Raw genomic sequence first — 23787 nt, 5'->3', positions numbered from 1 at the left:
CAGTGCCCTTGACCAGTGACACTTTGAAAGGCCTGTGGGCCGGGATGCCGGTTCCCTGGACCGCGCAGGATCAGGTGGACGAGGAGGCCTTGCGGGAGAACGTCCGGCGGATGTGCCGGGCCGGCGCCCACGGGGTATACACCCATGGAACCACCGGAGAGTTCTATGCTCAGACGCCGGAGGAGTGGCGGCAGGTGGCGCGGGTCACGGTCGAGGAGTGCCGGCCGTTCGGAACCCCCACCCAGGTCGGATGCACCGCCCTCTGGACGGCCGAGGTCGTTCGCCGCGTCCGGTTCGCTCAGGAGATCGGAACCGGCGGGGTACAGATAGCCTTCCCCTTCTGGCTGGCTGTATCCGACGCCGAGGCTGCCCGATTTCTCAAGGAGATCACCCGCCAGGCGCCCGGGATGCCGATAATTCTCTACAATACCGGGCGTTCCAAGAAGCCCTTGACCCCCGACCTGCTCAAGCGCCTGCTGGATGAGGACCTCCCCTTGATCGGGTGCAAGGGAGTCAGCAGTCAGGAAGAGGCCGCCGCCTTCCTGGATCTGGCTCCCGGGCTCAGGATCTTCGTGGGTGAAGACATACTGGCCGATTGGTGGCATGCCGGCGTGCGAGGCTCCTACAGCTCCCTGATCTATGCCTGCCCCAAGCTGATGCTGCGCTACTTTCGGCTCTGCGAAGAGGGCCATCCCGAGGCGGTAGAGATCGGCAAGGGGCTGCAGCGCCTCTTCAGGGAGTTCGTGGCCCCTCTCCTGCAGGAGGGCTTCACCGATACCGCTTTCGACCGCACCTTCGCGGCGGCGACCGGATTCCTGACCGGGGAGCTGCTTTCCAGCCGTCCTCCCTACCGTGCGGCCACCCGGAATGACGTGGACCGGTTCCTGCAGATCTGCCTGAGAGTCTTCCCCCGGTTTCTGGAGGAAAGCCGGGTCGCCGCTCCGACCGGCTGAGGGGCTCCCCGGCGGCCCGAAACACCCCGCTTTCACCCCGTATGATTCGCCCAGCAGGGCGGGGGCGGGACTGACCTGAAACAAGCGCCTTGTGCCGGGTAGCGGGAAACCGGTCCCAAGCCACGTATGGGTATATGGTTTATTTACATGGATGCACAGGATGCACAGGATTTTTTCTGGAGACGGTTGGCTTGTCGTCCTGGACATCCGCAAATCCGCACTCGATCATCGCCGGAGTCAGCCTCTCGTGCAACCGCCTCCCATCCTGTTTATCCTGTGCATCCTGTGCATCCATGTTCAATTTGTAGTCCTTCTCGATGGATCTCCGCGTCGCGTGCGGCTGGGGACTAACCGGTAAATATGCAGAACATGAATGATCCGCAACTGACTGGTTCAGTGAGATCGGTTCCCGTCCGCCTGCATCCCTCAGGGTTGAGAGACGGCTCCTCCGGCCCCGGGTTCCGGAGGACCATCAGGATCTACCGACTTGCGGCCTGGCTCGCGCTGGCCGTCCTGCCCTTTTCAAACGCCCAGGGACAGGAAGCTCCTCCGGAAACCAAGACCTCCAGCTACACCATCCAGGTCAGGCTCCTGCCCGAGGAGCGCCTCCTTGAAGGAAACCAGGTGGTGGAATGGCGCAACGCCACCGGGAAGCCGGCCGGCGAGCTGTGGTTCCATCTCTACTGGAACGCCTGGCTGAACAACCGCAGCACCTGGCTGCGGGAGGATTCCCTGCGCTCCAGGCCTCGTTCCTCCCTGCGAAACCCGCGTCCGGGAGACTGGAGCTACAGCCGGGTGGAATCTGTGAAGGTGGAGACCGCCGGGCCCTTCCGGGAATCGGACCGCACCGCCGCCATGTACTTCGCCTCCCCGGACGACGGCAACAAGGACGATCGAACCGTGCTGGTGGTTCCCCTGGAGCGGCCGGTGCAGCCCGGCGAGAGCATCAGGGTCTCCATCGGCTGGAAGGCCAAGATCCCCCGCACCTTCGCTCGAACCGGATTCCGCGGCGATTTCTTCTTCATTGCCCACTGGTTTCCCAAGCTGGGAGTTTTTCAAGCCGACGGTTCCTGGAACTGTCACCAGTTCCACGCCGCCACCGAGTTCTTTTCCGACTACGGGAATTATGACGTCCGCATGACCGTCCCGACCGAATGGAAAGTCGGCGCCACCGGCGTGGAGCTCGGGGTGATCGACAACGCCGACGGCACCTCCACACACCGCTACCAGCAGGATGATGTCCACGACTTCGTCTGGACGACCAGCCCGGACTATCGAGAGGTTCGCCGCCGCTTCGACCATCCCGGCCTCAAATCGGTCGATATTCGCCTGCTCTATCAACCCGAGCACCAGGGCCAAGTGGACCGCCACTTTCGGGCCACCGAGGAGTCCTTGAAGCTCTACGGCCTCTGGTTCGGGGAGTATCCCTACGGTCACCTCACGGTGGTGGATCCGGCATGGAGGAGCGGGGCTCGGGGCATGGAGTACCCCACCCTCTACACCTGCGGAACCCGCTATTTCAACCCTTTGGGCGGCGGGGCTCCGGAAGGCGTTACCATCCACGAGGCCGGTCACCAGTTCTGGTACGGCCTGGTGGGAAACAATGAATTCGAGCACGCCTGGCTGGACGAAGGCATCAACACCTTTGCCACGGCCAGGGTCTTCGAGGTGACCTACGGCAAAAGGTCCCCTGTGTACCGCTTCTTTCGGGGCTTTTTCCCGGTCATGATCCCCGAGATCCAGGCGGGGCGTATTCAGAACAGTCGTCGCCACCGCTTCCTGACAGTACCCCGAGGCGAAATCCAGGCCCGGCCGACCTACCTCTACCATCCCTCCACCGCCGGAGCCACCAGTTACACCAAGACCGCGCTGTGGCTGCTGGCTCTGGAGCGTCGCCTGGGATGGGATGTCCTGAAACAGATCCTCGCCACCTTCTTCGAGAACTCCCGTTTCCGCCACCCTGGTCCGGGTGACTTCTTCCGGGTGGCCAATCAGGTTTCAGGCCAGGACCTCGGCCCCTTCTTCGAGCAGGTCTTTCACAAGGACAGGGTTTTCGACTACAGCGTCGAGTCGGTTTCCAGCGTGAAAGTGGAAACCAGGGGCTACGTCGACAAGGACGGGCAGTTCCTTCTGCTGGCGGAAGCACCCGACTCCCCCAACTCGGAAGAAACTTCCGTACTCTACGAAACTACCGTTCTGTTCCGGCGACTCGGGGACGGCATCCTTCCTCAAGACGTGCTGCTGCGATTCGAGGACGGCGAGGAGTTCAGAACGCAGTGGGACGGCAAGCACCCCTGGAAGCTCTACCGGCTGGTCAAGCCGTCCAGGCTCGATTACGCCGCCGTGGACCCCGGGTTGACCAACCCGCTGGACATCGACTTCACCAACAACAGCCGCCGCCTGGAGCCTCAGGCCAACCTGCCGGCCACCAAATGGGCCCTCAAGTGGCTGATCTGGCTCCAGGACTACCTCCAGACCGTGTTGGCCCTGCTGTAGGAGACCGCGCTCATGCACCCGCGCACTCAATTCCTTGCCGGCTTGAGACTGGTGTTGCATACGCCTTCGCTGCTGGCCTGGGTCTATTTCACCACTCTGGTGGTGGCGCTTCCCCTGACGCTGGCCATGAAGCACCTGCTGCAGGGGTCCTTTGAAGGCAGCCTGGTGGAAGACAACCTGCGCCAGGGCTTCGACCTGTCCTGGTACGAGGAATTCGCCGCCGGCGGTTCCGGACTGGGAAAGACCTTTGGGCCCTGGGTGGTGGGAATCCTTCCGGTGCTGAGCAACCTGGAGCGACTGTTGGACGGAGAGCTGCACCAGGTCGGCCCCGCGGTGGTCGGTGCCGGCATTGTGATGGTGCTGGCCTGGTCCCTGCTGCTGGGGGGTATCCTCAGCCGTTTCGCCCATGAGGAGGCCCCGCACTCGCGCAGCGGTTTCCTGGCGCAGGGAGGCCTGTTCTTCTGGAGGTTCCTGCGCCTGTCGGTGATCTCGGGACTGCTCTACTGGGGGATCTTCCGGGGCATCGGCCAGCCCCTGCACGGCTGGATCGAAACCGCCACCCGGGACACCACCGTGGAGCGGACGGTTCTGATCTACACCGTCCTGGCTTACGCCTTGGTGGGATTGCTGTTCCTGGCGACCCAACTGGTGCTGGACTACGCCAGGATCTCTCTGGTGGTGGAAGAGCGCCGTAGCGTCCTGCTGGCGCTGATTCGAGCCCTGGGTTTCGTCAAGGACCACCACCGCACCGTGCTGGGCCTCTACCTGCTGTTGGCCACCGCCGCCCTCCTCTGGTTCCTTGCCTATGCCTGGCTGGCCCCGGGGCCCAACCAGTCCACCTGGACATCGGTCCTGCTGGCTTTCTCGCTCGGTCAGGCCTTCCTGGTGGGCCGGTGGATTCTCAAGCTCTGGTTCCTGGCTAGCCAGACCCGCCTCTTTGTTGCCTCGCAGCCCCCGGCTCTTCCAATCGAGGAGTGGGAGGAACCCCCGATGGAGAATCCCCCACCCGTCGAAACGGGGCTGCCCTGAATCCACTCGGTGTCATCCATCGGCGTGTGACCCAGGCGTGGGATCTCGCATCGTCACACCCGCTCGGCCACCATCCACTGCATCCCCCGGCGGGGAGCCTTCCAGCGAAAGGGAACCCTGCCGGGCTCGGTGAGATAGCACTCGATCTCGCCTGAAGTCGACGGGCGCATGACGCAGAGATGGAGGCCGTCCTTCCAGGTGAAGGGCCACCGGGGTGGTCCAGCCAGTACCAGATCGCAGTTGGAGAGCACCTGTCCATCCTGGATCACCGGTTGCATGGTGCTCACGAACGAGATGTGCTCGGGGCCGCGGAGATCATCGCTCCCCAATCCGAAGAGTTGCCGGATGCCAACCTGCAGCGTCCGTCCCCGCCTGACCAGCTCCTTCAGTTCTTCCAGATCGCCGAACAGCGACTGTCCCCCGGCGTTGTGCTCGTAGACCAGCCTCCAGCGGTCGCAATAAAACCACCGGTAGACTCCATACGGATAGTCGGCGCTCTCGTCGAGAGTGCGGTTGTCCAGCATCCACTTGAGGAGGGAGAAACGCCCCGAGAGATCGTACTTGAACAGGCAGAAGTAGGGTTGCCCGGCGACCTCGCCGCGATGCGTCAGGGAGTGGTGATGGGTCATGAGGCCGGCGAAGGCGTCGCCGCTGCCGGCATAGGTTTGTTGAAAGTAGAGGGTTTCTTCGTAGTGCTCGGTGGTGAGGTAAAGCCGAAGATCGGCGCCCCGCCGGACCGCGGCTGCCAGTTCTCCCGGGGAGCCTGAAACGACCTTGCGATCGGCATTCTGCTCCAGACCCAGCACCCAATCACCAGCCATGGCCGATGCCTCCGAGGGTTAGAATCGCCGGTTCTTCCGCCAGGCCGCCGCCCGGTCCCGCCATTCACCACTCCCGGTGGTAGCCGGCCGTCCATCCGCCGTCGACCACCAGCACGGTTCCGTTAACGTAGCTGGCTTCCGGGGCCACCAGGAAGAGGACGGCATGGGCGATCTCCTCGACTCGGGCCGGCCGCCCCAGGGGAATGTGAGAGACGAGACTGGCGGCGTTTTCCGAGTAGGCGCCGTCGGGACCGTAGAAGAGGGCCCTGGTTCCTTGAGTCAGTGTGGATCCGGGCGCCACCGCATTCACCAGGATGCCCTGCGGTCCCAGTTCCAGGGCCATGGAGCGGGTCAGGTTGATCACTCCGGCCTTGGCGGCCACGAAGGCGCTTTGCAGCCGCAGCGGAACCAGGCCCGCTATCGAGCTGATATTGACTATCCTTCCCCCGGAGTGCCTGAGAATCGCCGGGATGGCGGCCTGACTGGCCACGAAGACACCGTTCAGATCGATATTCAGGATCCGTTCCCAGTCCCGGCTGGAAAAACGGTGGATGGGAACCCGGTCGCTCAGGGTGTTGATGCCGGCGTTGTTGACCAGGATCTGCAAACCGCCCAGCCGGTCTTCGATTTCTGCGACTGCCCGGTCCATCTGCTTACGATCGGAAACGTCCCCTTCCAGGGCCAGGCAGGTCCCGCCCGATCGGGTCAGTTCACGGGCGGTGCGCTCATTGGTTTCCCGGTCAACGTCCACGCTGGCCACCCTGGCGCCGTTGTTCACCAAGGATTCCGCAATGGCCCGGCCGATGCCCTGGGCTCCGCCGGTGACCAGGGCGACGTGGCCGTTCAGATCGACTTTCATTGACTGCCGCCTCGCGTCCGGGCTTTACCGGCGCTATGCCTTTCGTCTCGCCTTGGCGTGATCCCGAACCACGCCGCAAACCAGGTCGGCTCTCTCTACCAACAGGCCGAAGTCCACTCCAAACTGCAGCCAGTGAACCCCTTTCTCCATCCACCGGATGGCCTGCTCCGGATCCGAGCCGATGGCAATCCCAACGTAGACCGAGCTGCGACGAACCCTTTCGATGATGGACTCGATCACTGCCACCACCTCCGGATGGCCGGGATCGGCCATATGCCCCAGGGACCCCGAAAGGTCATTGGGGCCGATCACCACGCTGGTCAGACCGGGGACGGCCACGATTTCATCCAGATTCTCGACCGCCTCGGCCGTCTCGATCTGAACCACCGTCAACACCGATTGATTGGCTCTCCGGCAATAGTCGGGTCCGCCGGTCCGGGTGTAGTTGGTGGGGCGGCGGGGACCGTAGCCTCGAATCCCTTCGGGCGGGTAACGGCAGGCCGCCACCGCATTGCGTACGTCCTCGGCGGTTCGAATCATGGGAAAGATGATCCCGTCGGCCCCCAGGTCCAGAACCGGCTTGACCAGCACCGGATCGTTCCAGGGGACCCGCACCAGCGCGGTGGCTCCGGTGACCCGGGTAGCCACGATATGGCCTTCGACTCTCTCCAACGTCATGCCGTTGTGCTCGGTGTCGATCCAGGCAAAATCGTAAACCTGACAGAGGGCTTCGGTGATGGCCCCGTCGTTGAAGCTGATCCCCGCTCCCAGGCAGAACTGACCCTCCTGCAGCTTCCGCTTCAGCTTGTTGGCATTTTCCATGGTTTGGCACTCTCCTCTTGATTCACTATGGTTGCAGATCCGCGTCCGGAGGTTCCGCCACTCCTACCCCTCGGGCGGCCTCCCCGATAGCTTTCCAGGTCCTGTCGTCCAGCGGAATCCCGTCCGCCAGACGATGTCTCATCAAGCGAAAGTCCAGCTCCCCGGGCAGGGCCACTTCCCTGAAGCCCTCCGCGGGAGGGGATGACTTGATGAAGCTCTTCATATCTTCCATCAGTTCGCCGAAGCGCTCCCGGCTCTGGAAGGCCTCGACATCCACCACGATGAAGCAGATGCCGTTGCCGTCCCGGTCCGCCAGCGAGGTGGATTCCGCCAGAACGCCTCCCAGCACGTCCACCAGCAGGGACAAGGCATAGCCCCGGTAGCCCCGGTCCCCTCCAAAGGGCAGGATGGCGCCTCGAGGAGGGCCGTAGAAGTCCTTGGGGTCCCGGCTGGGGTTTCCCTCGGCATCCACGATCCAACCTGCCGGGACCTGATCACCGCGATTGCGGTAGAGACGGATCTTGCCCTCGGCCGTCTCGGCGGTCGAGAAGTCCGAAAGAATGGGCTCGCTGCCCGGGCAGGGCACGGCAAATGAGATGGGATTGGTGGCCAGTCTCCCTTCCCGGCCGCCCCAGGGAAGCACCCAGCGACCGGCGTGCAGCGAATTGGCCAGGGCTATGGCCACGAATCCCTGCTCGGCGGCCATCTGGGTGTAGGTCCCGATTCGGCCGGCGTGGCAGCAGCGGATGGTGGCCACGGTCGAAACATGCTGGCCTCGGGCCTTTTCGATCGCGATCTCCATGGCCCGCAAGCCCCCCACCTGGCCGAAATTCCAGCCGCAGTCCACCGTGGCCGTGGTGGCCGTCTCCTTGACGATGGAGGTGGGAGCCCCGGGTTGAATCATCCCGTCCCGCACGTAACCCAGATACTCCGGAATGCGGATGACCCCGTGGGAGTCGAAACCCATCAGATTGGCGGTCACCAGGTGGTCGGAGACGGTGGCGGCTTCTTCAGCCGGGGCGTTGCACGCCTGGAAGATTCGGGTGGAGTAGGCTCGGAGGGCGGTGGCGCCCAGAGTCGGCATGGATCCCCCGTTGCGGGTGGACGGCGAGACTGACCTTTGCAGCGATGCGCGCCAGCTTCCGGAAAGGCGCTGTGAACCTAGCACGCTTGCCGGGGCGAGTCAACCGCGGCGGCCACGGGGTGTCATCCAACCCCAATTTGGGGTTGAGGGAGCCCAGCGAGAGCGCTAGACTTAAGGATCAACGTCAGGGGCTTGTTCACCTTACCGGCGCCAGGATGCGACTATGGGCGCGCGCGTGCCGGTAGGGCAGACGGAAGAAAACGCATAGCCCGGACGGACGGAATGCTTCCAGAGAGGTCAGTCCATGAGAAGGAAGGCTAGCTTGAGGCTGGGATGGTTTTGCGGGATGGTGTCGGGCCTGGTCCTGGGGGCGGGAGCGTCCGCCTGGGCGCAAGGTCCCGCGCAGCCGGCGGTGGAGTTCGACCGCGACATTCGCCCTCTCCTGACCGACCGCTGCTACGCCTGCCACGGGCCCGACGAGGCGGCCCGACTCACCGAGCTGCGCTTCGACACCAAGGAGGGAGCCTTCGCCGACCTGGGTGGATACCGGGCCATCGCCCCCGGCGATCCGGAGCGGAGCGAGATGTTCAAGCGAATCACCGCCGGGGAGGAGGCCCTCCGCATGCCCCCGGTCTACTCGGGGCTCGAGCTGAACGAGAAGGAGATCGAGCTCATCCGCCTGTGGATCGAGCAGGGGGCCCAATGGCAACGTCACTGGTCCTTTATTCCCCCCGAGCGTCCTCCGCTGCCGGAGGTTGCCGATGAAGGCTGGACCCGCAACCCGATCGATTTCTTCGTGCTGGACCGACTGCGCAAGGAGCAGTTGGACCCCTCTGCCCCGGCCGACAAGACGGTTCTCATTCGCCGGGTCACGCTCGACCTTACCGGGCTGCCCCCCACACCGGAAGAGGTGGATGCCTTTCTGGCCGACGATTCTCCCCAAGCCTACGAGAAGGTGGTGGAGCGCCTGCTGCGGTCCCCGCGCTACGGCGAGCACATGGCCCTGGGCTGGCTGGACGCGGCGCGCTATGCCGACAGCAACGGCTACCAGACCGACGGGGAACGGACCATGTGGCGCTGGCGGGATTGGGTGATCGAGGCCTTTAACGCCAACATGCCCTTCGATCGATTCACGGTGGAGCAACTGGCCGGGGACATGCTCCCCCAACCCACCCTGGAACAGCAGATCGCCACCGGTTTCAACCGCAACCATCGCGGCAACGGAGAGGGCGGCATCATCGCCGACGAGTTTGCCGTCGAGTACGTGGTGGACCGGGTGGAGACCACCGCCACCGTCTGGCTGGGCCTGACGTTGGGCTGCGCCCGCTGCCACGACCACAAGTACGACCCCTTCAGCCAGAAGGAGTTTTATCGAACCTTCGCCTTCTTCAACAACATCCCCGAGCGCGGCAAGGTCTACAAGTACGGCAATTCCCCTCCGATGATCAAGGCGCCCACCCGCCCGCAACAGAAGCAGCTTGCCGACCTGCAAGGGAAACTGGAGCAGGCCGAGCGGGACTTCAAGGCTCTGGAACCGGAGCTGGACCGGGCCCAACAGCAGTGGGAGGCCTCCTTCAGGAAGCGCCGGCCGCTCCACTGGTCCATTGCGGAAGGACTGTTGGGGCACTTCCCGCTGGACGGAAAGGCTCGCGGTTGGCGGCGCCCCCTCCCGGCATCCGCCAAAGGGAAAAAGGCCAAGTCCGGATTCAAGGACGGCCGGCCGGAATTCACCCAGGGGAAGATCGGTCAGGCCGGAAGTTTCGACGGCCGCCGCTTCATCGATGCCGGAGACCTCGGCAACTTCGGCTTCTACGATCGTTTCTCACTGGGGGCCTGGATCTATCCCGAGGGCGAGCAGGGCGGCGCCATCGTCTCGCGGACGCTGGAGCTGGAGAAGGAAAAGGGCTACCGGGTGGCTCTGCTGGAAGGCAAGATCCACGTCAACCTGGTGGTGCGCTGGCTGGACGACTCCATTCGAGTCGAGACGGAGAGGACTCTGGCCCCCAACCGGTGGCACCACGTCATGGTGACCTACGACGGGTCTCGCACCTCGAAGGCGATCAGGATCTACGTCGACGGCAAGCCGGAGAAATTCAAGGTGCTGGTGGATGACCTGAATCTCTCCTTCGAGAACCAGGAACCTTTTCGCATCGGGTCCGGGGGAGGAGCCGAAAGTCGTTTCCAGGGGATGATCGACGAGGTGAGAGTCTACGATCGGGCCCTCCCGCCGCACGAGGTGATGGTGGTTGCCACACCCACGGCAATCAACGACATCGCAAAAAAGCCGTCGGAGCGGAGAAGCCGGGCCGAGACCGACAAGCTCCGCGCCTACTTCCTGCAAAAACACGCGCCCAAGCAGGTGCGCCGGGCTCACCGGCGGATTCTGGACCTCGAGGGGCGGATAACCGCTCTATTGGAGACGGTTCCCACCACCATGGTGATGCAGGAGCGGGAAGAGCCGCGGGAAACCTTCATGCTGCTGCGAGGCGCCTACGACCAGCCCGGCGAGAGGGTGAGTCCCGGCGTTCCGGAAGTCCTCAGCGGCGGAGCCAACGGAAAGATCCGCAATCGCCTGGACCTTGCGCGCTGGTTGGTGCATCCCGGCAACCCCCTGACCCCCCGCGTGGTGGTCAATCGCTACTGGCAGAGGCTCTTCGGCCAGGGACTGGTTCGAACCGTCGAGGACTTCGGGTCCCAGGGCGAGCGGCCCACTCACCCCGCCCTGCTGGACTGGCTGGCCACCGAGTTCGTGAGTTCCGGTTGGGACCTCAAGGCTCTGCAGAAGACCATGGTCATGAGCGCCACTTATCGCCAGTCCTCCCGGGCCGCCGCGGAACTGCTGGCCAGGGATCCGGAAAATCTCCTGCTGGCGCGAGGTTCCCGCCAGCGGCTCTCGGCCCAGGCCATTCGGGACCAGGCCCTGTTCGTGGGGGGACTGCTGGTGGAAAAGCTGGGTGGCCCCTCGGTCAAGCCCTATCAGCCGGCGGGGCTCTGGGAGGAACTGGCCGGGGACATTGCCTACAACCAGAGCACCGGGGAAGATCTCTACCGTAGGAGTCTCTACACCTTCTGGAAGCGCACCATCGCACCGCCCTCCATGCTGAATTTCGACGCCGCCGCCCGCGAGATGTGCACCGTGCGAGTCAGCCGGACCAACACCCCCTTGCAGGCGCTCAACCTGATGAACGACGTTACCTTTGTAGAGGCCGCGCGCGGGCTGGCTCAGCGGGTGCTGGCCGAGCCGGAGAGTCACTCCCACTCGGACCGGATTGTCCGGGCCTTTCGCCTGGCCACCGCTCGCCCGCCGACTGCCGAGGAAGGAAGGATCCTGCTGGAAAGCCTGGAAGCCCACCTCGATTCCTATCGTTCCAACCGCAAGGCGGCCAGGGAACTGTTGAACACCGGAGAAACCCCGGCCCCCAAAGGTTTGGACCCTCGCGAGGTGGCTGCCTATACGGCCGTCGCCAGCCTGATTTTGAATCTCGATGAAACCATTACCAAGGAGTGAGCCATGAATCCCTTCCTGGAAAGCCAGCTTCTGCTCACCCGTCGCCACTTTTTCGGTCTCTCCAGTTGGGGACTGGGGACAGCCGCCCTGGCATCGCTGCTGGAGGGAGACGCGGCCGCAGCCGGACCGGACCGGTCCGCTCTCCAGCCGCTCCCCGGTGAGGCAGGGCTTCCGGAGCTTCCTCACTTTGCCCCCAAGGCCAAGAGAGTGATCTACCTGTTCCAGTCGGGAGCTCCCGCTCAAATGGACCTGTTCGACCACAAGCCCGGGCTGAGGGAGCGACACGCCCAGCAACTGCCCGATTCGGTGCGCAAGGGCCAGCGGCTCACCGGAATGACCGCCACCCAGGATAGCCTGCCCATCGCCCCCTCGATCTTCAAATTCAAGCAGAACGGCCAATCGGGAGCCTGGGTCAGCGAAATCATGTCCCATACCGCCAAGGTGGCCGACGAGCTGTGCTTCATTCGGACCATGCATACCGAGGCCATCAACCACGATCCGGCCATTACCTTTTTCCAGACCGGCGCCCAGTTGGCCGGCCGCCCCAGTATCGGAGCCTGGCTCTCCTATGGACTGGGAAGTCAGAACCGGGACCTGCCCACCTTTGTGGCCATGATCTCGCAAGGAACCGGCAAGTCCGACAGCCAGCCCCTCTACGATCGCTTGTGGGGCAGCGGTTTCCTTCCCACCAAGTACCAGGGGGTCAAGTTTCGCTCGGTGGGTGACCCGGTGCTCTACCTCTCCAATCCTCCGGGACTCTCGTCCGCCGGACGCCGCCGCTTCCTGGATGACCTTTCCCGACTCAACCAGTTGAAGCTGAAGGATTTCGGCGATCCGGAAATCTCCACCCGCATCTCCCAGTACGAGATGGCCTATCGGATGCAGACCTCGGTGCCGGGCTTGATGGATCTATCGAGTGAACCGGAGAGAACCTTCGAGCTCTACGGCCCGGCGTCCCGAAAGCCGGGCACTTACGCCGCCAACTGCCTGCTGGCCAGAAGGCTGGTGGAGCGCGGCGTGCGTTTCGTTCAGCTTTTCCATCGCGGCTGGGACCAGCACTCCAAGCTCCCCGAGCAGATCAAGGGGCAGGCCATGGATACCGACCAGCCCTCGGCGGCCCTGATCCAGGATCTGAAGGAACGCGGATTGCTCGAGGACACGCTGGTGATCTGGGGCGGCGAGTTCGGTCGCACCGTCTACTGCCAGGGAAAGCTCACGGCCGACGACTACGGGCGCGATCACCACCCACGCTGCTTCACCATCTGGATGGCGGGTGGAGGCATCAAGCCGGGGACCACTTACGGCGAAACCGACGACTACAGCTACAACATCGTCCGCGATCCCGTCCACATCCACGACCTCCATGCCACCATTCTGCACTGCCTGGGAATCGACCACACCCGTTTGACCTTCAAGTTCCAGGGGCGTCATTTCCGACTGACGGACGTGCACGGCAAGGTGGTGAAACCGATTCTGGCCTGACCGGTGAAATCTCTTTCAATCCCACAAGCCCGGGCGTCCTCTATTCACCCAATCCAACGGAACAAGTATTGAAGAGCGAGCCAACAGAGTCCAAGCCGGCTTCAAATCGGCAGGCTTCCCGAAGAAGTCTTTGCAAAATGGGGGCACTGGCCCTCGGGAGCCTTGCTCTTCCCTGGGGCTGCCGAACGCCACCCCCCTCACCCGTCCGGCGCTGGAGTTCCATGGAGGAACTGATCAAGGCCCTGGACGGTCCCCACAACTACCTGCCCACTCCATTTAACGCCGACTACTCGGTGGATCTCGAAGGCCTTCGCCGCAACGTGGCCTTCCACGCCGAAAGGGATCGTCTGACGGTGGTGGTCGGAGGCGGCTATGGCGAAGGCTGGAAGCTGGGCCTGGATGAGCACCGTGAGGTGGTCGCCGCCGCCGTGGCCGGAGCCCGGCAGCAGATGCCGGTGATGGCGGGAGTGATCGGCGGCTACAAGATATCCATCGAGATGGCCGGAAATGCCGAAAAGGCCGGCGCGGATGCGCTGGTGATATTCCCTCCCCGAGGACAGCACTGGCGCGCTGAAAACTACTACGAATTCTACAAGGACATCATTACTTCGGTCTCCATCGGCGCTGTCGTTCTCCCCAGTGGCCAACACGATTTCTGGCCGGAGGTGCTCATTCGATTGGCCGAGATCCCCAACATGATGGGATTCTTCCCTTCTTTGGGCCCGGATGAGGACTATTATCCCCGAACCGGAGGACAGATTCTGGAGGCCGTTGCCAAGCCCCTGCTGTTCATGGCGGAGAATGAACCGGCCGCCTCCCACTCATTTTCCCGGGGAAGCCGCGCCTACTCCACGGCGGCGGCCGCGCTGGTTCCCGAGGCCTCCAGGCGCTTCTGGAAACACGGAGTGGCCGGAGAGACCGCCAAAATGGAGAAGGTGCTGCAAACCGAGTTGGATCCCATTCTCAAGATCCGCGGCTACAAGCCGGGGTACGGCATCAGCGGCATCAAGGTGGCCATGGAAGCCTTGGGAAGGGCCGGGGGACCTGTGCGTCCGCCCGGCACTCAGGTAGATCCTGCTGACCGGGCAGGTATCGCCGAGATCCTGCGGAAGCATCCCGAGACCCGTGATTTGGTCGTCGAGGACTTCGCCTAGAGGCTCCGGCAGATGCGTACTATAGGCCGGCTTTTGCGCTCCCTTTCAGTGACGATCTTCACCAACTCTGTCAGCCATCGATCCGGGGACGCCCATTCATGATTACCAAGACAGCCGATGAGCTTCGCCGGTTGACCCGGCAGATTCTGGAAGCAGCCGGCGCCGTCCCGGACCAGGCCGAAATCGTGGCCGAGCACTTGGTCCTGGCCAACCTGCGTGGGGTGGACTCCCATGGGGTCTGGCACATCGAGGGCTATGTGCAGGCCATCCGGGACGGACACATCCGCGTCGCGGCGCAGCCGAAGATCGCCCGGGAAACCCCGGCCACCGCACTGGTCCAGGGGGATTGGGCCTTCGGACACGTGGTGGGGCGTTTCGCCATGCAGACGGCCATTGAAAAGGCCACCAACCAGGGCCTGTCAGTCGTCTCCCTGGTGCAAACCCACCATATCGGCCGACTGGGTCACTACGCGGAAATGGCCGCGGCCGAGGACATGGTTTCCATGGTCTGGGCCGGAGGCCAGGGGGCCGAGAAACCGGCTGCGGTTCCCTATGGCGGCCGCAAGGCGCTTTTCCACACCAACCCCATCGCCATGGGCTTGCCCGCGGGAAGCCAGGCCCCCGTCATCATCGATTTCGCCACTTCCACCACCGCCGGCGTCAAAGTGGTCAACGCCTTCAACCGCAATCAGCAGCTTCCCCCCGATTCGGTTGTGGACAAGGACGGGAATCCCACCACCGACCCTCGCAAGTTCATGGATGGCGGCGCCCACCTGCCTTTCGGCGGCCACAAGGGCTATGCCCTGATGCTGTTCACCGAGATGCTGGGCAGAACCTTCAGCGGGGCCGACGACGGAGCCGAACTCGACTATTCCGATCCCCTCTTTCGACGCCACGGCACCACCCTGATCGTCTTCCGGGCCGACCTGTTCCAGCCGCTGTCCCAATACAGCCGGCGCGCCGACGAGCTGGCCCGCCGGGCCCTGGCCATTCCACCCGCCCCCGGCTTCAAGGAAGTCCTGCTGCCCGGGGTGCCCGAGGACCGAACCCAGCAGACCCGCCAACGCGACGGTATTCCCATCGCCGACGACATCTGGGAGACCATCGTCCAGGCGGCATCCACGGTGGGCGTCCAGGCCTGATCGTTCGTCGACACTTCCCATTCGACCTGAGCTTGAATGCCTGCCGTAGCCCAAGTGATTTGCTTGGGACCGTGGAGCTCGTGTTCAAGAATGCGGTGGGAAAACGGTTGTGATAGCCGACTTCATCATGTGAGTTGAAAAGTAGCGGTCAGTATTGATCTTGCCTTATGGGGTGGGTCTGTCTTTGGTAGACATTAGTTTCGCGTGTTCCATATGCCCTGTTCTCAGGTAGAGGAGTACTCAGATTAAAAAAAGCAAGTTGGCAGGGCCGATCTTTGAGCGGCGTCAGATCCATTTTGAATGGGCCGTGATTAATGATCTCCAGAACGATCGGTCCATCCCATCCTGGCTGAATCCACGGTGCTGTCTGATGCATGGTCAGGCCAACGCGCGCATACGTACTCCGTCCTTCGATTCGAGCAATCAAATCGAGCGGAATCTTGACGCGCTCGTAGGTCATTGCAAGGACGAACTCGTTGGGCTCAAGGGTAAACGTCTCCACCTTACCCAAGTCATCGTGCGGTTTCAGTTTTCGGGTTCGCCAGAAATCAGCAGAGGCAAGCGCTTTTAAGCCGTCCGCGACGGAAATTCTTACGCTGGCCAGATCCTTCCGTAAAACGGTAAAACTGAACCCGAGCCGGAGATCAACCGAGGCTTCGCTCCACTGCTCTTCTTCCAAGGCGGGAGAGAAAACAATGCGTCCTTCCCTAACAGCTTTTCGGATGTCGGGTTGGGAGAGTACCATGCAATGCTGCAGCTATACCGCCTCTGCCCTAATATTTTCGTTCGCCCAACTTGCGGGGAACGTCGTCAAGCCCATGGCAGTAGTAAAAAATGAGCCAGGTAGCTGGACAGTAATTCTGCCGCCTTCTATCGCCCTGACAATGCCTTTAATCGAGCCTTGGTTCTTATCGGTTGGTGAGGGAGTGACATGTTCCACTTGGACAAATCCTGAGTATTCACCGTCCTGTGCCTCAAGAATCACCAAGTATTCGCTGGGAAACGCCCCTGGGTAAATGTTGCAGGGGACGTTGACATATTGCCCTACCTTAAATGTCGTCATTGTTGCTTCTCCCCACGTTGCACACTTCGGAGGCTACACCTCAACATATAGAAATTAGCCCTATTCCGGCAAGGGGCATTTCTCGATCTCATTCCTGGTTGCGTGCCTCCTCCAGCGGCTCACCCCAAGTTAACCTCTCGGTCTGGTTCAAATCCAAAGAGTAAGGGTATCCATACCATGTAAGGAATACACGGCCGGTGTCGAACACGATCCCGAGACTGCTCTCTTCGTGGCCTACATCCCCGGATTCCCCGGAGCCCATTCCCAAGCCGAACCGCTGGATGCGCTCAACACGAACCTTCGCGAAGTAGTGGAAATGCTCCTGGAAGATGGTGAACCGATGCCTGAGGAAGAGTTTGTCGGCACGCAAGGAATTCCGCTTTACTGAATCATGGCAAAGGGGAACCCATGGTCATGATTGAACAAGCCTTCCACGCCTACACCAAGACTGTCGAGGCCAGCCAACGTCCGCCTACAAGGCACGCAAGGAAAGCAGGCTGGGTGGAGTGGCTCAATAAGGACGATCACCTACGCACCCTGGTCAAGCAACTCGAAGAGGGCCGCGAATTCAGTGCGTTGCTGGAAGCAACACGCTCGGCGTTCCGCAGTGACGACTGGCACAGCAGTAGGAGTGAATCGTCCTGGAGGGATGCGATCTGCCAGTTTTTTCGGCGCACAGGCTATTACACCGACACCTTCTTCAACGGCTTGGATACGCCGCGCACCTTGGTCAAGAGGTATGAGAAGGCATTCCAACGTCGTCATGTTGAGACAACTTACCTGTCACCGATGGAATTTGTGAAATTTCCGAAGCAGGAGCTGAAATTCTCAGGATTCGAAATCCGCAGGTTCAAAAAGGAGGAATTCGACAAGATCGTTGGCAATGAAGTCAACCGCGTCTTCTATCCAAACGCTGAGGTCGATACGTGCATCTTGCAAGAATACTGGTTCATCGTGGTAAGGGCTGAAGAAGAGGTACGGCGTTGGGGGACACTTACCATTTCAAAAGAAGCCGTGGGTATGGTTTCGCCAACGTACACCCGTTTTCCACCGGCAATTGAGCCCGCACCGAAGCGGTTGGTGCTCTTCGATTGGCTCGAAAAGCCACAAGAGGAGAAACACCAGAAGGAGCAGAAGCCACGTAAGGCTTGCTGGCCCTATGGGTTACCGTTCGGCTTCGAAACTCCGTTCGTTATTCTCGTGGACGATTGCGACCTGGAACGACCGAATAGGGCGCCGGACTGTGCAACGCTGAAGTCCTTTGTTCCAAAGGGCGAGGATCCATATACCGGGAAAGAATATAACGGCCACCACATCATCTTCAATCTGAACGAGTCTCGTATTGCCGCGTTCGAGCAGTGCATCCAGCGCGCAGACGAGTGCCTTGGTCATCTGAGACTGGAAACCAAAGATACTCATTGGCCCTTCCTCAAGGTGGCGGCAGACAACTTGAACAAGGCATTTTTCACTGATGGGCTTGACCAACTCTTGTGGCACATCACCGATTTAGAGGCAATGTTGGGTGAACGGGGACCGGGCCTTACAGAGTCGCGTGCCAGAAGACGTGCCGCCATTCTCGGTACAACCAAGAGGGAAAGGGAGAATTGCAAAAAGGACTTCAAGCACCTCTACGATCTTCGCAGCAAATGGTTGCACGGACGCAAGTTCAAGCAGAACACTCACAGGCAGCGATTATTCGAGGCTCGAATGGTGGCTGTGCGGGTCACGATCTGGTTTGTGCACTACCTCGGCGAGATTGCAGCCAGGATCAATGAGGGAAGGTGGAGAAGCGACGTGCCCAAGCGTGAAGATTTACTCACCGTTTTGGACCGAAGCGAAGCTGATCGGGTCCGTTTGAGCGTGCTACTCAACAATCTCCCGAAGGGATTTCCGGTCGCTCCCGATTGGTCTCCGTGACATCGAGCAGGGGAACGACATCTACTGCGGCAAACTGTCGAACGTCAGCTTACAGCGGACGCAATGGAAAATTGCCAAACGGCCAACGAGGGGCGTTGCTTTTCCTGCTTTGTACTTTCATCAAGGCAAAGAAGTAGGCGCCCTCTTTGGAATCACCGAGGAGGCCGATACCATTGGAGAAAATCCGTGAGTACAGCCGCGAAACGCTGCAAGGTTCGGACGTCGAGCTTGCCACGAAGAAGGAGCGTCGGCTGAAGCAACACCCGTGGCCGAAAGTCGGCTTGGCCGACCTTCAGCGGGAAATCACCGCGCCGCCGGTTGGCTAATCCCTCTTATCCGATATATGATCCGCATAAGAAAAACTTATGGTTCGTGAATAGTGCTCGCCAACCCGGTTTGAATACCTGGAAATCGGGTATGGTGCCCCTTCCACTGCGATATGAACCTCGACCAGATTCGCAACTTCCACGCCGTGGCGGTCCACCGGAGCTTTACCATGGCTGCCGAAAAGCTCTTCCGCACCCAGCCGGCAATCAGTACCCAAGTCCGTATGCTGGAAGAAGAGTTGGGAGCCAGGCTCTTCGATCGCATCGGCAAGAAGGTTTTCCTGACCCGGGCGGGCGACGTGCTGTTCGACTACGCCGAGAGGTTGCTGAATCTGCACGATGAAGCCAAGCTGGCGGTCACCGAGGTGAACAACGTTCCCAAGGGGAAAATACTGATTGGCGCCAACGAGTCCACCTGCCTCTACGTGCTGCCCCAGATCTTCGCGCTCTTCAAGGAGAAATACCCGGAAGTTCAAATCAGCATCTACCGCAACTTTTCAAGGAAGGTTCTGGACAAGGTACGCGGAAACCAACTGGACTTTGGAATCGTCACCCTCCCCGTTCCAGAACAGGAACTGAACATCCTGCCTATCGCCGAGGACGCATTGTGGCTGATTACAAGTCCGGATCACCCGCTGACTCTACAAACCTCGCCGGACCTGGAGGAGGTCGTCTCCTATCCCTTCATTTTCCATACTGCCGGAACCACTCGCGAACGCCTGAGGAAACACTTCGGAAGCCAGTGGGACCGCTTGCACATCTCGATGGAGCTCGCCAGCATCGAGACCATCAAGAAATTCGTGTCCATCGGCATGGGCATTTCGATTGTTCCAAAGAGCTACGCTGAAGAGGAAAGCAGGCAGGGAACCTTGTGCCTGTTGCCTCTGAGAAATCTGAATCTGATTCGCAAGCTGGGGCTCATTTATCGGAAAAATCGCTATCAATCACGGGCTTGTATCGTCTTTCTCGAAGTCGTGGAGGAATCCATGCGAGCCCTGGCAATGGAACGGAGTGGTTAGTGAAGAGTGGAGAGGGGAGAGCGATTTAATCAGCGGGCCGGGCATTAACCATTGGTGGCTGCCTTGCGATTAACTCCCCATACGAGCTTAACGAGGTCACGAGTCGCTACCTTACTTCCGAGACTATCCACTAATCACTAGCCACTATCCACTAACAAGAGGGTGAACCGGGATGGAGAACGAGAATCGAAACGCCAATGATGAGGCTCCCCAGCCTCCTTCCGAGGGGGAGCCGGAAGGTTTTCGAGTCGAGATGGTCGGACCTTCCAGAAAGCGAGCCTGGATCCTGGCGGGAGTGGTGATCGCAGCCGTTCTCTTCCTGGTCGGTTCGGTGATCTCCTCTTCCGGGGTGATGGACGCCTGGCTTCCCTGGACGCAGGAATACGCTCAGAGAAAGGTCCCGCCGGTGCCCGACGGGGGCGAACCCATTGCGCTGCTTGAGTTCAACCAGGAACGAGGCGAGGACAGCATTACGGTGACGGGGAAAGTCCTGAACCGCACTGAAGGGAATCTCGACGATCTCATTGCCACCTTGACCCTGATCACCTCTCTCGAGTTGCCCGTGGAGGAGGATGTGCCATTGACTCCCCAGAGCCTGGAAGCCGGCTTGGAAGGAACGTTCGAGTGGGTGAGACCGCTGTCCGGGGAGGCCGGCGGGATCAAGCTCAAGTTCAAGCTGGCCAGCGGAGCCGTCATTCAGCACCGGGACAGCCGCTACGAGCAAACAGAGGAAACGCCGGGAGAAGCGCCCGAAGAGGCACCGGTGGATTTGACCGGGGAGGCACCCACCCGGTAGATTTCGTTTGGCCGGCGGGGATTCGTTTGCATATAGTGATGCCCCGGCTGCCGCGCAATCGGCTCACTTTCGGAAACCGCTCGACCTCGAAACGACTCGCATTGAGCCGTGACCAAACAGGATGAATACTGTTAACGGAACAGGATTTCGCAGGACACTGCTGGCGGCGCATCGACGCGTCAGGGAATGGCGCATGGTTGCCAAAGCCCTGCTTTCAACCAGGCATCCGGTGCTGGCCCACCTCATCCCCATCCGCCGCTGCAACCTTTCCTGTACCTACTGCAATGAGTTCGACAAGGTCTCGGCGCCGGTGCCCATCGAGGAAATGCTGCGGCGGGTCGACCATTTGGCCCGCCTCGGCACCACCGTGATCACGATCAGCGGAGGGGAACCGATGTTGCACCCCGAACTGGACGCCGTATTGAAGCGGATACGGCTGCGAAAAATGATGGCGGGGCTGATAACCAACGGTTATCTGCTCAGTGTCAAGCGCATCCAACAGCTCAACCAGGCGGGCCTGGAGCATCTGCAGATAAGCATCGACAACGTCAACCCGGACGATGTCTCCAAGAAGAGCCTCAAGGTTCTGGACCGGAAGCTGGTGATGCTGGCCGAGTACGCCGACTTCGCCGTCAACATCAACTCGGTCATCGGTTCCGGCATCCGCTTCCCCGAGGACGCCTTGCAGGTGGCCCGCCGGGCTGTCTCCCTGGGCTTCTCCAGCACCCTGGGCATCATTCACGATGGGGACGGCCAGCTGCGAGCCCTGAACGAGAGAGAACGGTCCGTCTATCGTGAGATCCAGAAGCTTGGCAAGAAGTCCTTTGCGCGCTTCAACAGATTTCAGGAGAACATCTCTCTGGGGAAACCCAACCATTGGCGCTGCCGAGCCGGCGGCCGGTACCTCTACGTCTGCGAGGACGGCCTGGTTCACTACTGCTCGCAGCAACGGGGCTACCCTGCCATTCCGCTGCAGGACTACACCCGAGAACACATCCGCCGGGAATTCAGCCTTCGCAAGACCTGCGCCCCTTACTGCACGGTCTCCTGCGTCCAGCAAGTCGGCGTGCTGGACAATTGGCGGTCACCCCAGACCGACGACACGCGGATTGACCCTGCACTCCTCACCGCGGGGCATGATGGTGGCGCAGGGCCCTACTCTCCCTCGGGCACTCGCGACCGAACAGCATAGCGGGCAATGCGTCGCCCCGTTGCGCCATGCGGGTCAAACAGTTGCCCGATGGATCTTTCTCTTCAATGCGTGGATCTGGCGGCGAATCGACTTCAGCCCCGCACGATCCTTGGCCTCCAAGGCCTGGTCCCGCCGCTTCTTGAGTTCCTTGATTTCCAGCTTGATGGCTCGCTTGTCGATGCCCACCACATCGTGGTGCTCGTGCATATCGACGCCCAGGGCGTCACAGATCGCCTTCAACAAGGGCTCCTTGGTCATCTGGGTATAGCCCTTGACGGCGTCGTGCTCGATTTCACCGGCAATCTGGCGAAGCTGGGCCACGGTCTTGTGTCTCAGATCGCCGAACGTGTAAGCCATAGTAACTCCTTCTCCCCTCTTGGATTCGGTCACGGCGTGCCGCTACCGATTTTAGCCCGTATTTCTCACCGGGCTCGAATTGTACATGATGTCTTTGGCAGCCAGTGCGCCTCTCTGTTTTTTCGCCTGAAAATCTGCTAGTCTCATCTCCGCATCGCGCGGGAGGTTTTCCATGTTGGAGGGCAAATTTGGAGTTGTCTTCGGAGTAGCCAACAAGCGCAGCATCGCCTGGAGCATTGCCGAAGCCTGGCACAAGGCCGGAGCCCGGCTGGCCTTGACCTATCAGGGAGAGCGGTTGCAGCGGAACGTCACCCAGTTGGCCGCGCGCTTCGGTGACGAGGCTCCCCTCTACCCTTGCGACGTCACCAGGGATGATGAAATCCAAGACGTTTTCCGTTGTCTCACCCGGGATTTCGGCAAAATCCACCTGGTCCTGCACAGCGTTGCTTTTGCTCCCAGGGAAGCCCTGGAGGGGCGCTTCGTCGATACCACCCGCCAGGCTTTCGCAATGGCTCAGGATGTCAGCGCCTACTCCCTGGTGGGCATAGCCCGGGCTGCCCTTCCCTTGATGACGGAAGGCGGAAGCATCGTGACCATGACCTATTACGGGTCGGAAAAAGTGGTGCCTCACTATAACGTCATGGGAGTCGCCAAGGCTTCCCTGGAAGCAAGCGTCCGCTACCTCGCCCACGATCTCGGACCCCACAATATTCGCGTGAACGCGATCAGTGCCGGCCCCATGAACACCCTGGCCGCACGCGGGATCCGCGGTCTGGGCAGCATGCTCAAGCACCATGCGGAGCAGGCTCCCCTCAAGCGGAACGTTCACCCCGGAGAACTGGGAAACACAGGGCTCTACCTGGGAAGCGATCTCTCCGCCGGGGTTACCGGCGAGGTGCTTTACGTGGATTGCGGATACAACATCATGGGAATGTGAGGAACTGACCTTCCGGAGTCAGGCTGCGGAAGAGAAGAAACTGCTTCCCTTTTCGGGATCCAGCCTGATCCATTCCAGGACGGCCCAGCCCTCCCGCTGTGCAGCAAAGGAGAATGAGAATGGACAAGTCAAATCGTCGAAGACCGGCGGCCATGGGAAAGACCCGCCGCGAGCCCGGCAATGAAATCAATCGGGCCTGTTGGGCCTTGGTAGGGTTGTGCCTGCTCCTGTCCGGTTGTGCCGGCGAAAGCGTTTCCAATGCCGGAAACGCTCCGGCTTCGCCCCCAACCGTGGGCGCGGCCGCCCCTGCCTCTGATCGCCAGAAGGTCCTGGGACCCTTCACTCTGGAAGTCCCCCCGGGCTGGGTCGAGCAGACGCCGCGCTCCCGCATGAGGCGAGCCCAATTTGCCCTTCCCAGAGAAGGAGGCGACTCCGAAGATGGTGAGTTGACCGTATTCTATTTCGGCAGGGGACAAGGCGGGTCCACCGATGCAAACATCAGCCGCTGGATCGGACAAGTGGGCCAACCCGACGGTTCCTCTTCCAGAGACAAGGCCAAAATCAGGCAGAGCCAGGTCTCGGGATTCCGGATGACTGAAGTGGACGTGAGCGGAACACTGAAGGCATCCAACATGCCGGGCGCTCCTCAGCGGCCCGCCCGCCAGGGCTATCGGTTGCTGGGAGCCGTTCTGGAGGGCCCGCAGGGACCCTGGTTCTTCAAGTTGGTCGGGCCCGAAAAAACCATCGACCACTGGGCCGACAGCTTCCGCGAGTTCATCGCAAGCGCCAAAAGCCAATAGTCTAGCCCGCATTTCTCACCAGGCCGCTGA

At 61.3% G+C, this 23787-nt stretch carries 22 protein-coding genes; 15 read left to right on the top strand and 7 right to left on the bottom strand.

Annotated features, from left to right (window positions below; all coding sequences use genetic code 11):
- The first annotated feature begins 8 nt into the window (after positions 1–8).
- From OXI69_00790 to OXI69_00780, 3 genes are all read left to right on the top strand, one after another.
- The gene (locus OXI69_00790) at positions 9–953 is read left to right on the top strand and encodes a dihydrodipicolinate synthase family protein (GenBank protein MDE2664666.1); all 945 of its coding nucleotides are present in this window, start codon (positions 9–11) and stop codon (positions 951–953) included.
- 369 nt (positions 954–1322) lie between these two features.
- Positions 1323–3449: a M1 family metallopeptidase gene (locus OXI69_00785; protein ID MDE2664665.1), complete on the top strand. Its 2127-nt coding sequence runs from the start codon at positions 1323–1325 to the stop codon at positions 3447–3449.
- Between the two features lie 12 nt (positions 3450–3461).
- Complete coding sequence (locus OXI69_00780) at positions 3462–4478, top strand: hypothetical protein (GenBank protein MDE2664664.1); 1017 nt, start codon at positions 3462–3464, stop codon at positions 4476–4478.
- A gap of 53 nt (positions 4479–4531) precedes the next feature.
- Here OXI69_00780 and OXI69_00775 read toward each other — a convergent pair whose 3' ends face one another.
- The 4 genes from OXI69_00775 to OXI69_00760 form a co-directional block, all read right to left on the bottom strand.
- The gene (locus OXI69_00775) at positions 4532–5299 is read right to left on the bottom strand and encodes a hypothetical protein (protein ID MDE2664663.1); all 768 of its coding nucleotides are present in this window, start codon (positions 5297–5299) and stop codon (positions 4532–4534) included.
- A 64-nt stretch (positions 5300–5363) separates the two neighbouring features.
- Complete coding sequence (locus OXI69_00770) at positions 5364–6158, bottom strand: SDR family NAD(P)-dependent oxidoreductase (protein ID MDE2664662.1); 795 nt, start codon at positions 6156–6158, stop codon at positions 5364–5366.
- 33 nt (positions 6159–6191) lie between these two features.
- On the bottom strand, positions 6192–6980 hold the full coding sequence (locus tag OXI69_00765) for an aldolase/citrate lyase family protein (GenBank protein ID MDE2664661.1): 789 nt from the start codon (positions 6978–6980) through the stop codon (positions 6192–6194).
- A gap of 25 nt (positions 6981–7005) precedes the next feature.
- Positions 7006–8064, bottom strand: a complete 1059-nt coding sequence (locus tag OXI69_00760) for an Ldh family oxidoreductase (protein MDE2664660.1) — start codon at positions 8062–8064, stop codon at positions 7006–7008.
- A 304-nt stretch (positions 8065–8368) separates the two neighbouring features.
- Here OXI69_00760 and OXI69_00755 point away from each other — a divergent pair, with 304 nt between their 5' ends.
- From OXI69_00755 to OXI69_00740, 4 genes are all read left to right on the top strand, one after another.
- Positions 8369–11572: a DUF1553 domain-containing protein gene (locus OXI69_00755; GenBank protein MDE2664659.1), complete on the top strand. Its 3204-nt coding sequence runs from the start codon at positions 8369–8371 to the stop codon at positions 11570–11572.
- A gap of 3 nt (positions 11573–11575) precedes the next feature.
- Entirely contained in the window at positions 11576–13054 is a 1479-nt protein-coding gene (locus OXI69_00750; GenBank protein ID MDE2664658.1) for a DUF1501 domain-containing protein, read from the top strand.
- A 221-nt stretch (positions 13055–13275) separates the two neighbouring features.
- Positions 13276–14208, top strand: a complete 933-nt coding sequence (locus OXI69_00745; GenBank protein MDE2664657.1) for a dihydrodipicolinate synthase family protein — start codon at positions 13276–13278, stop codon at positions 14206–14208.
- 98 nt (positions 14209–14306) lie between these two features.
- Positions 14307–15350, top strand: coding sequence for an Ldh family oxidoreductase (locus OXI69_00740; protein MDE2664656.1), 1044 nt, complete (start codon positions 14307–14309; stop codon positions 15348–15350).
- Between the two features lie 148 nt (positions 15351–15498).
- Here OXI69_00740 and dcd read toward each other — a convergent pair whose 3' ends face one another.
- Both dcd and OXI69_00730 read right to left on the bottom strand, forming a co-directional pair.
- Positions 15499–16095, bottom strand: coding sequence for a dCTP deaminase (gene dcd / locus OXI69_00735; protein MDE2664655.1), 597 nt, complete (start codon positions 16093–16095; stop codon positions 15499–15501).
- Between the two features lie 12 nt (positions 16096–16107).
- Positions 16108–16413 carry a hypothetical protein gene (locus OXI69_00730; GenBank protein MDE2664654.1) on the bottom strand — a complete coding sequence of 102 codons (306 nt, stop codon included), beginning with the start codon at positions 16411–16413 and terminating at the stop codon, positions 16108–16110.
- A gap of 172 nt (positions 16414–16585) precedes the next feature.
- On the opposite strand from OXI69_00730, the gene OXI69_00725 reads away from it, so the two are divergent.
- From OXI69_00725 to OXI69_00700, 6 genes are all read left to right on the top strand, one after another.
- Positions 16586–16801 carry a type II toxin-antitoxin system HicB family antitoxin gene (locus OXI69_00725; GenBank protein MDE2664653.1) on the top strand — a complete coding sequence of 72 codons (216 nt, stop codon included), beginning with the start codon at positions 16586–16588 and terminating at the stop codon, positions 16799–16801.
- 26 nt (positions 16802–16827) lie between these two features.
- Positions 16828–18330 carry a HEPN domain-containing protein gene (locus OXI69_00720; protein ID MDE2664652.1) on the top strand — a complete coding sequence of 501 codons (1503 nt, stop codon included), beginning with the start codon at positions 16828–16830 and terminating at the stop codon, positions 18328–18330.
- A gap of 173 nt (positions 18331–18503) precedes the next feature.
- Entirely contained in the window at positions 18504–18656 is a 153-nt protein-coding gene (locus OXI69_00715; protein ID MDE2664651.1) for a hypothetical protein, read from the top strand.
- A 113-nt stretch (positions 18657–18769) separates the two neighbouring features.
- Positions 18770–19675 carry a LysR family transcriptional regulator gene (locus OXI69_00710; GenBank protein ID MDE2664650.1) on the top strand — a complete coding sequence of 302 codons (906 nt, stop codon included), beginning with the start codon at positions 18770–18772 and terminating at the stop codon, positions 19673–19675.
- 172 nt (positions 19676–19847) lie between these two features.
- A complete protein-coding gene (locus OXI69_00705; protein MDE2664649.1) occupies positions 19848–20471 on the top strand; it encodes a hypothetical protein in 624 nt (207 codons plus the stop codon).
- Positions 20472–20592: 121 nt separating this feature from the next.
- A complete protein-coding gene (locus OXI69_00700) occupies positions 20593–21663 on the top strand; it encodes a radical SAM protein (GenBank protein ID MDE2664648.1) in 1071 nt (356 codons plus the stop codon).
- Between the two features lie 33 nt (positions 21664–21696).
- Here the strand turns inward: OXI69_00700 and OXI69_00695 are convergent, their stop codons facing one another.
- On the bottom strand, positions 21697–22020 hold the full coding sequence (locus OXI69_00695) for a hypothetical protein (protein MDE2664647.1): 324 nt from the start codon (positions 22018–22020) through the stop codon (positions 21697–21699).
- Positions 22021–22192: 172 nt separating this feature from the next.
- On the opposite strand from OXI69_00695, the gene OXI69_00690 reads away from it, so the two are divergent.
- Positions 22193–22957, top strand: a complete 765-nt coding sequence (locus OXI69_00690; protein MDE2664646.1) for an enoyl-ACP reductase — start codon at positions 22193–22195, stop codon at positions 22955–22957.
- Positions 22958–23076: 119 nt separating this feature from the next.
- Positions 23077–23757 (top strand): hypothetical protein, encoded by a 681-nt coding sequence (locus tag OXI69_00685; GenBank protein ID MDE2664645.1) that lies wholly within the window; start codon positions 23077–23079, stop codon positions 23755–23757.
- The last annotated feature ends 30 nt before the right edge of the window (positions 23758–23787 follow it).

Source organism: Acidobacteriota bacterium (assembly GCA_028875575.1).
Taxonomy (GTDB): domain Bacteria; phylum Acidobacteriota; class Terriglobia; order Versatilivoradales; family Versatilivoraceae; genus Versatilivorator.
The sequence above is the reverse complement of the archived record's forward strand: the minus strand, read 5'-3'. Positions and strand labels throughout refer to the sequence as shown.

Coding starts and splice junctions, on each gene's coding strand:
- OXI69_00740 (MDE2664656.1), top strand. CDS start 14,307: ATGATTACCAAGACAGCCGATGAGCTTCGCCGGTTGACCCGGCAGATT.
- OXI69_00730 (MDE2664654.1), bottom strand. CDS start 16,413: ATGACGACATTTAAGGTAGGGCAATATGTCAACGTCCCCTGCAACATT.
- OXI69_00720 (MDE2664652.1), top strand. CDS start 16,828: ATGATTGAACAAGCCTTCCACGCCTACACCAAGACTGTCGAGGCCAGC.
- OXI69_00710 (MDE2664650.1), top strand. CDS start 18,770: ATGAACCTCGACCAGATTCGCAACTTCCACGCCGTGGCGGTCCACCGG.
- OXI69_00745 (MDE2664657.1), top strand. CDS start 13,276: ATGGAGGAACTGATCAAGGCCCTGGACGGTCCCCACAACTACCTGCCC.
- OXI69_00695 (MDE2664647.1), bottom strand. CDS start 22,020: ATGGCTTACACGTTCGGCGATCTGAGACACAAGACCGTGGCCCAGCTT.
- OXI69_00765 (MDE2664661.1), bottom strand. CDS start 6,980: ATGGAAAATGCCAACAAGCTGAAGCGGAAGCTGCAGGAGGGTCAGTTC.
- OXI69_00780 (MDE2664664.1), top strand. CDS start 3,462: ATGCACCCGCGCACTCAATTCCTTGCCGGCTTGAGACTGGTGTTGCAT.
- OXI69_00785 (MDE2664665.1), top strand. CDS start 1,323: ATGAATGATCCGCAACTGACTGGTTCAGTGAGATCGGTTCCCGTCCGC.
- OXI69_00770 (MDE2664662.1), bottom strand. CDS start 6,158: ATGAAAGTCGATCTGAACGGCCACGTCGCCCTGGTCACCGGCGGAGCC.
- OXI69_00750 (MDE2664658.1), top strand. CDS start 11,576: ATGAATCCCTTCCTGGAAAGCCAGCTTCTGCTCACCCGTCGCCACTTT.
- OXI69_00685 (MDE2664645.1), top strand. CDS start 23,077: ATGGACAAGTCAAATCGTCGAAGACCGGCGGCCATGGGAAAGACCCGC.
- OXI69_00760 (MDE2664660.1), bottom strand. CDS start 8,064: ATGCCGACTCTGGGCGCCACCGCCCTCCGAGCCTACTCCACCCGAATC.
- dcd (MDE2664655.1), bottom strand. CDS start 16,095: ATGGTACTCTCCCAACCCGACATCCGAAAAGCTGTTAGGGAAGGACGC.
- OXI69_00755 (MDE2664659.1), top strand. CDS start 8,369: ATGAGAAGGAAGGCTAGCTTGAGGCTGGGATGGTTTTGCGGGATGGTG.
- OXI69_00775 (MDE2664663.1), bottom strand. CDS start 5,299: ATGGCTGGTGATTGGGTGCTGGGTCTGGAGCAGAATGCCGATCGCAAG.
- OXI69_00690 (MDE2664646.1), top strand. CDS start 22,193: ATGTTGGAGGGCAAATTTGGAGTTGTCTTCGGAGTAGCCAACAAGCGC.
- OXI69_00700 (MDE2664648.1), top strand. CDS start 20,593: ATGAATACTGTTAACGGAACAGGATTTCGCAGGACACTGCTGGCGGCG.
- OXI69_00705 (MDE2664649.1), top strand. CDS start 19,848: ATGGAGAACGAGAATCGAAACGCCAATGATGAGGCTCCCCAGCCTCCT.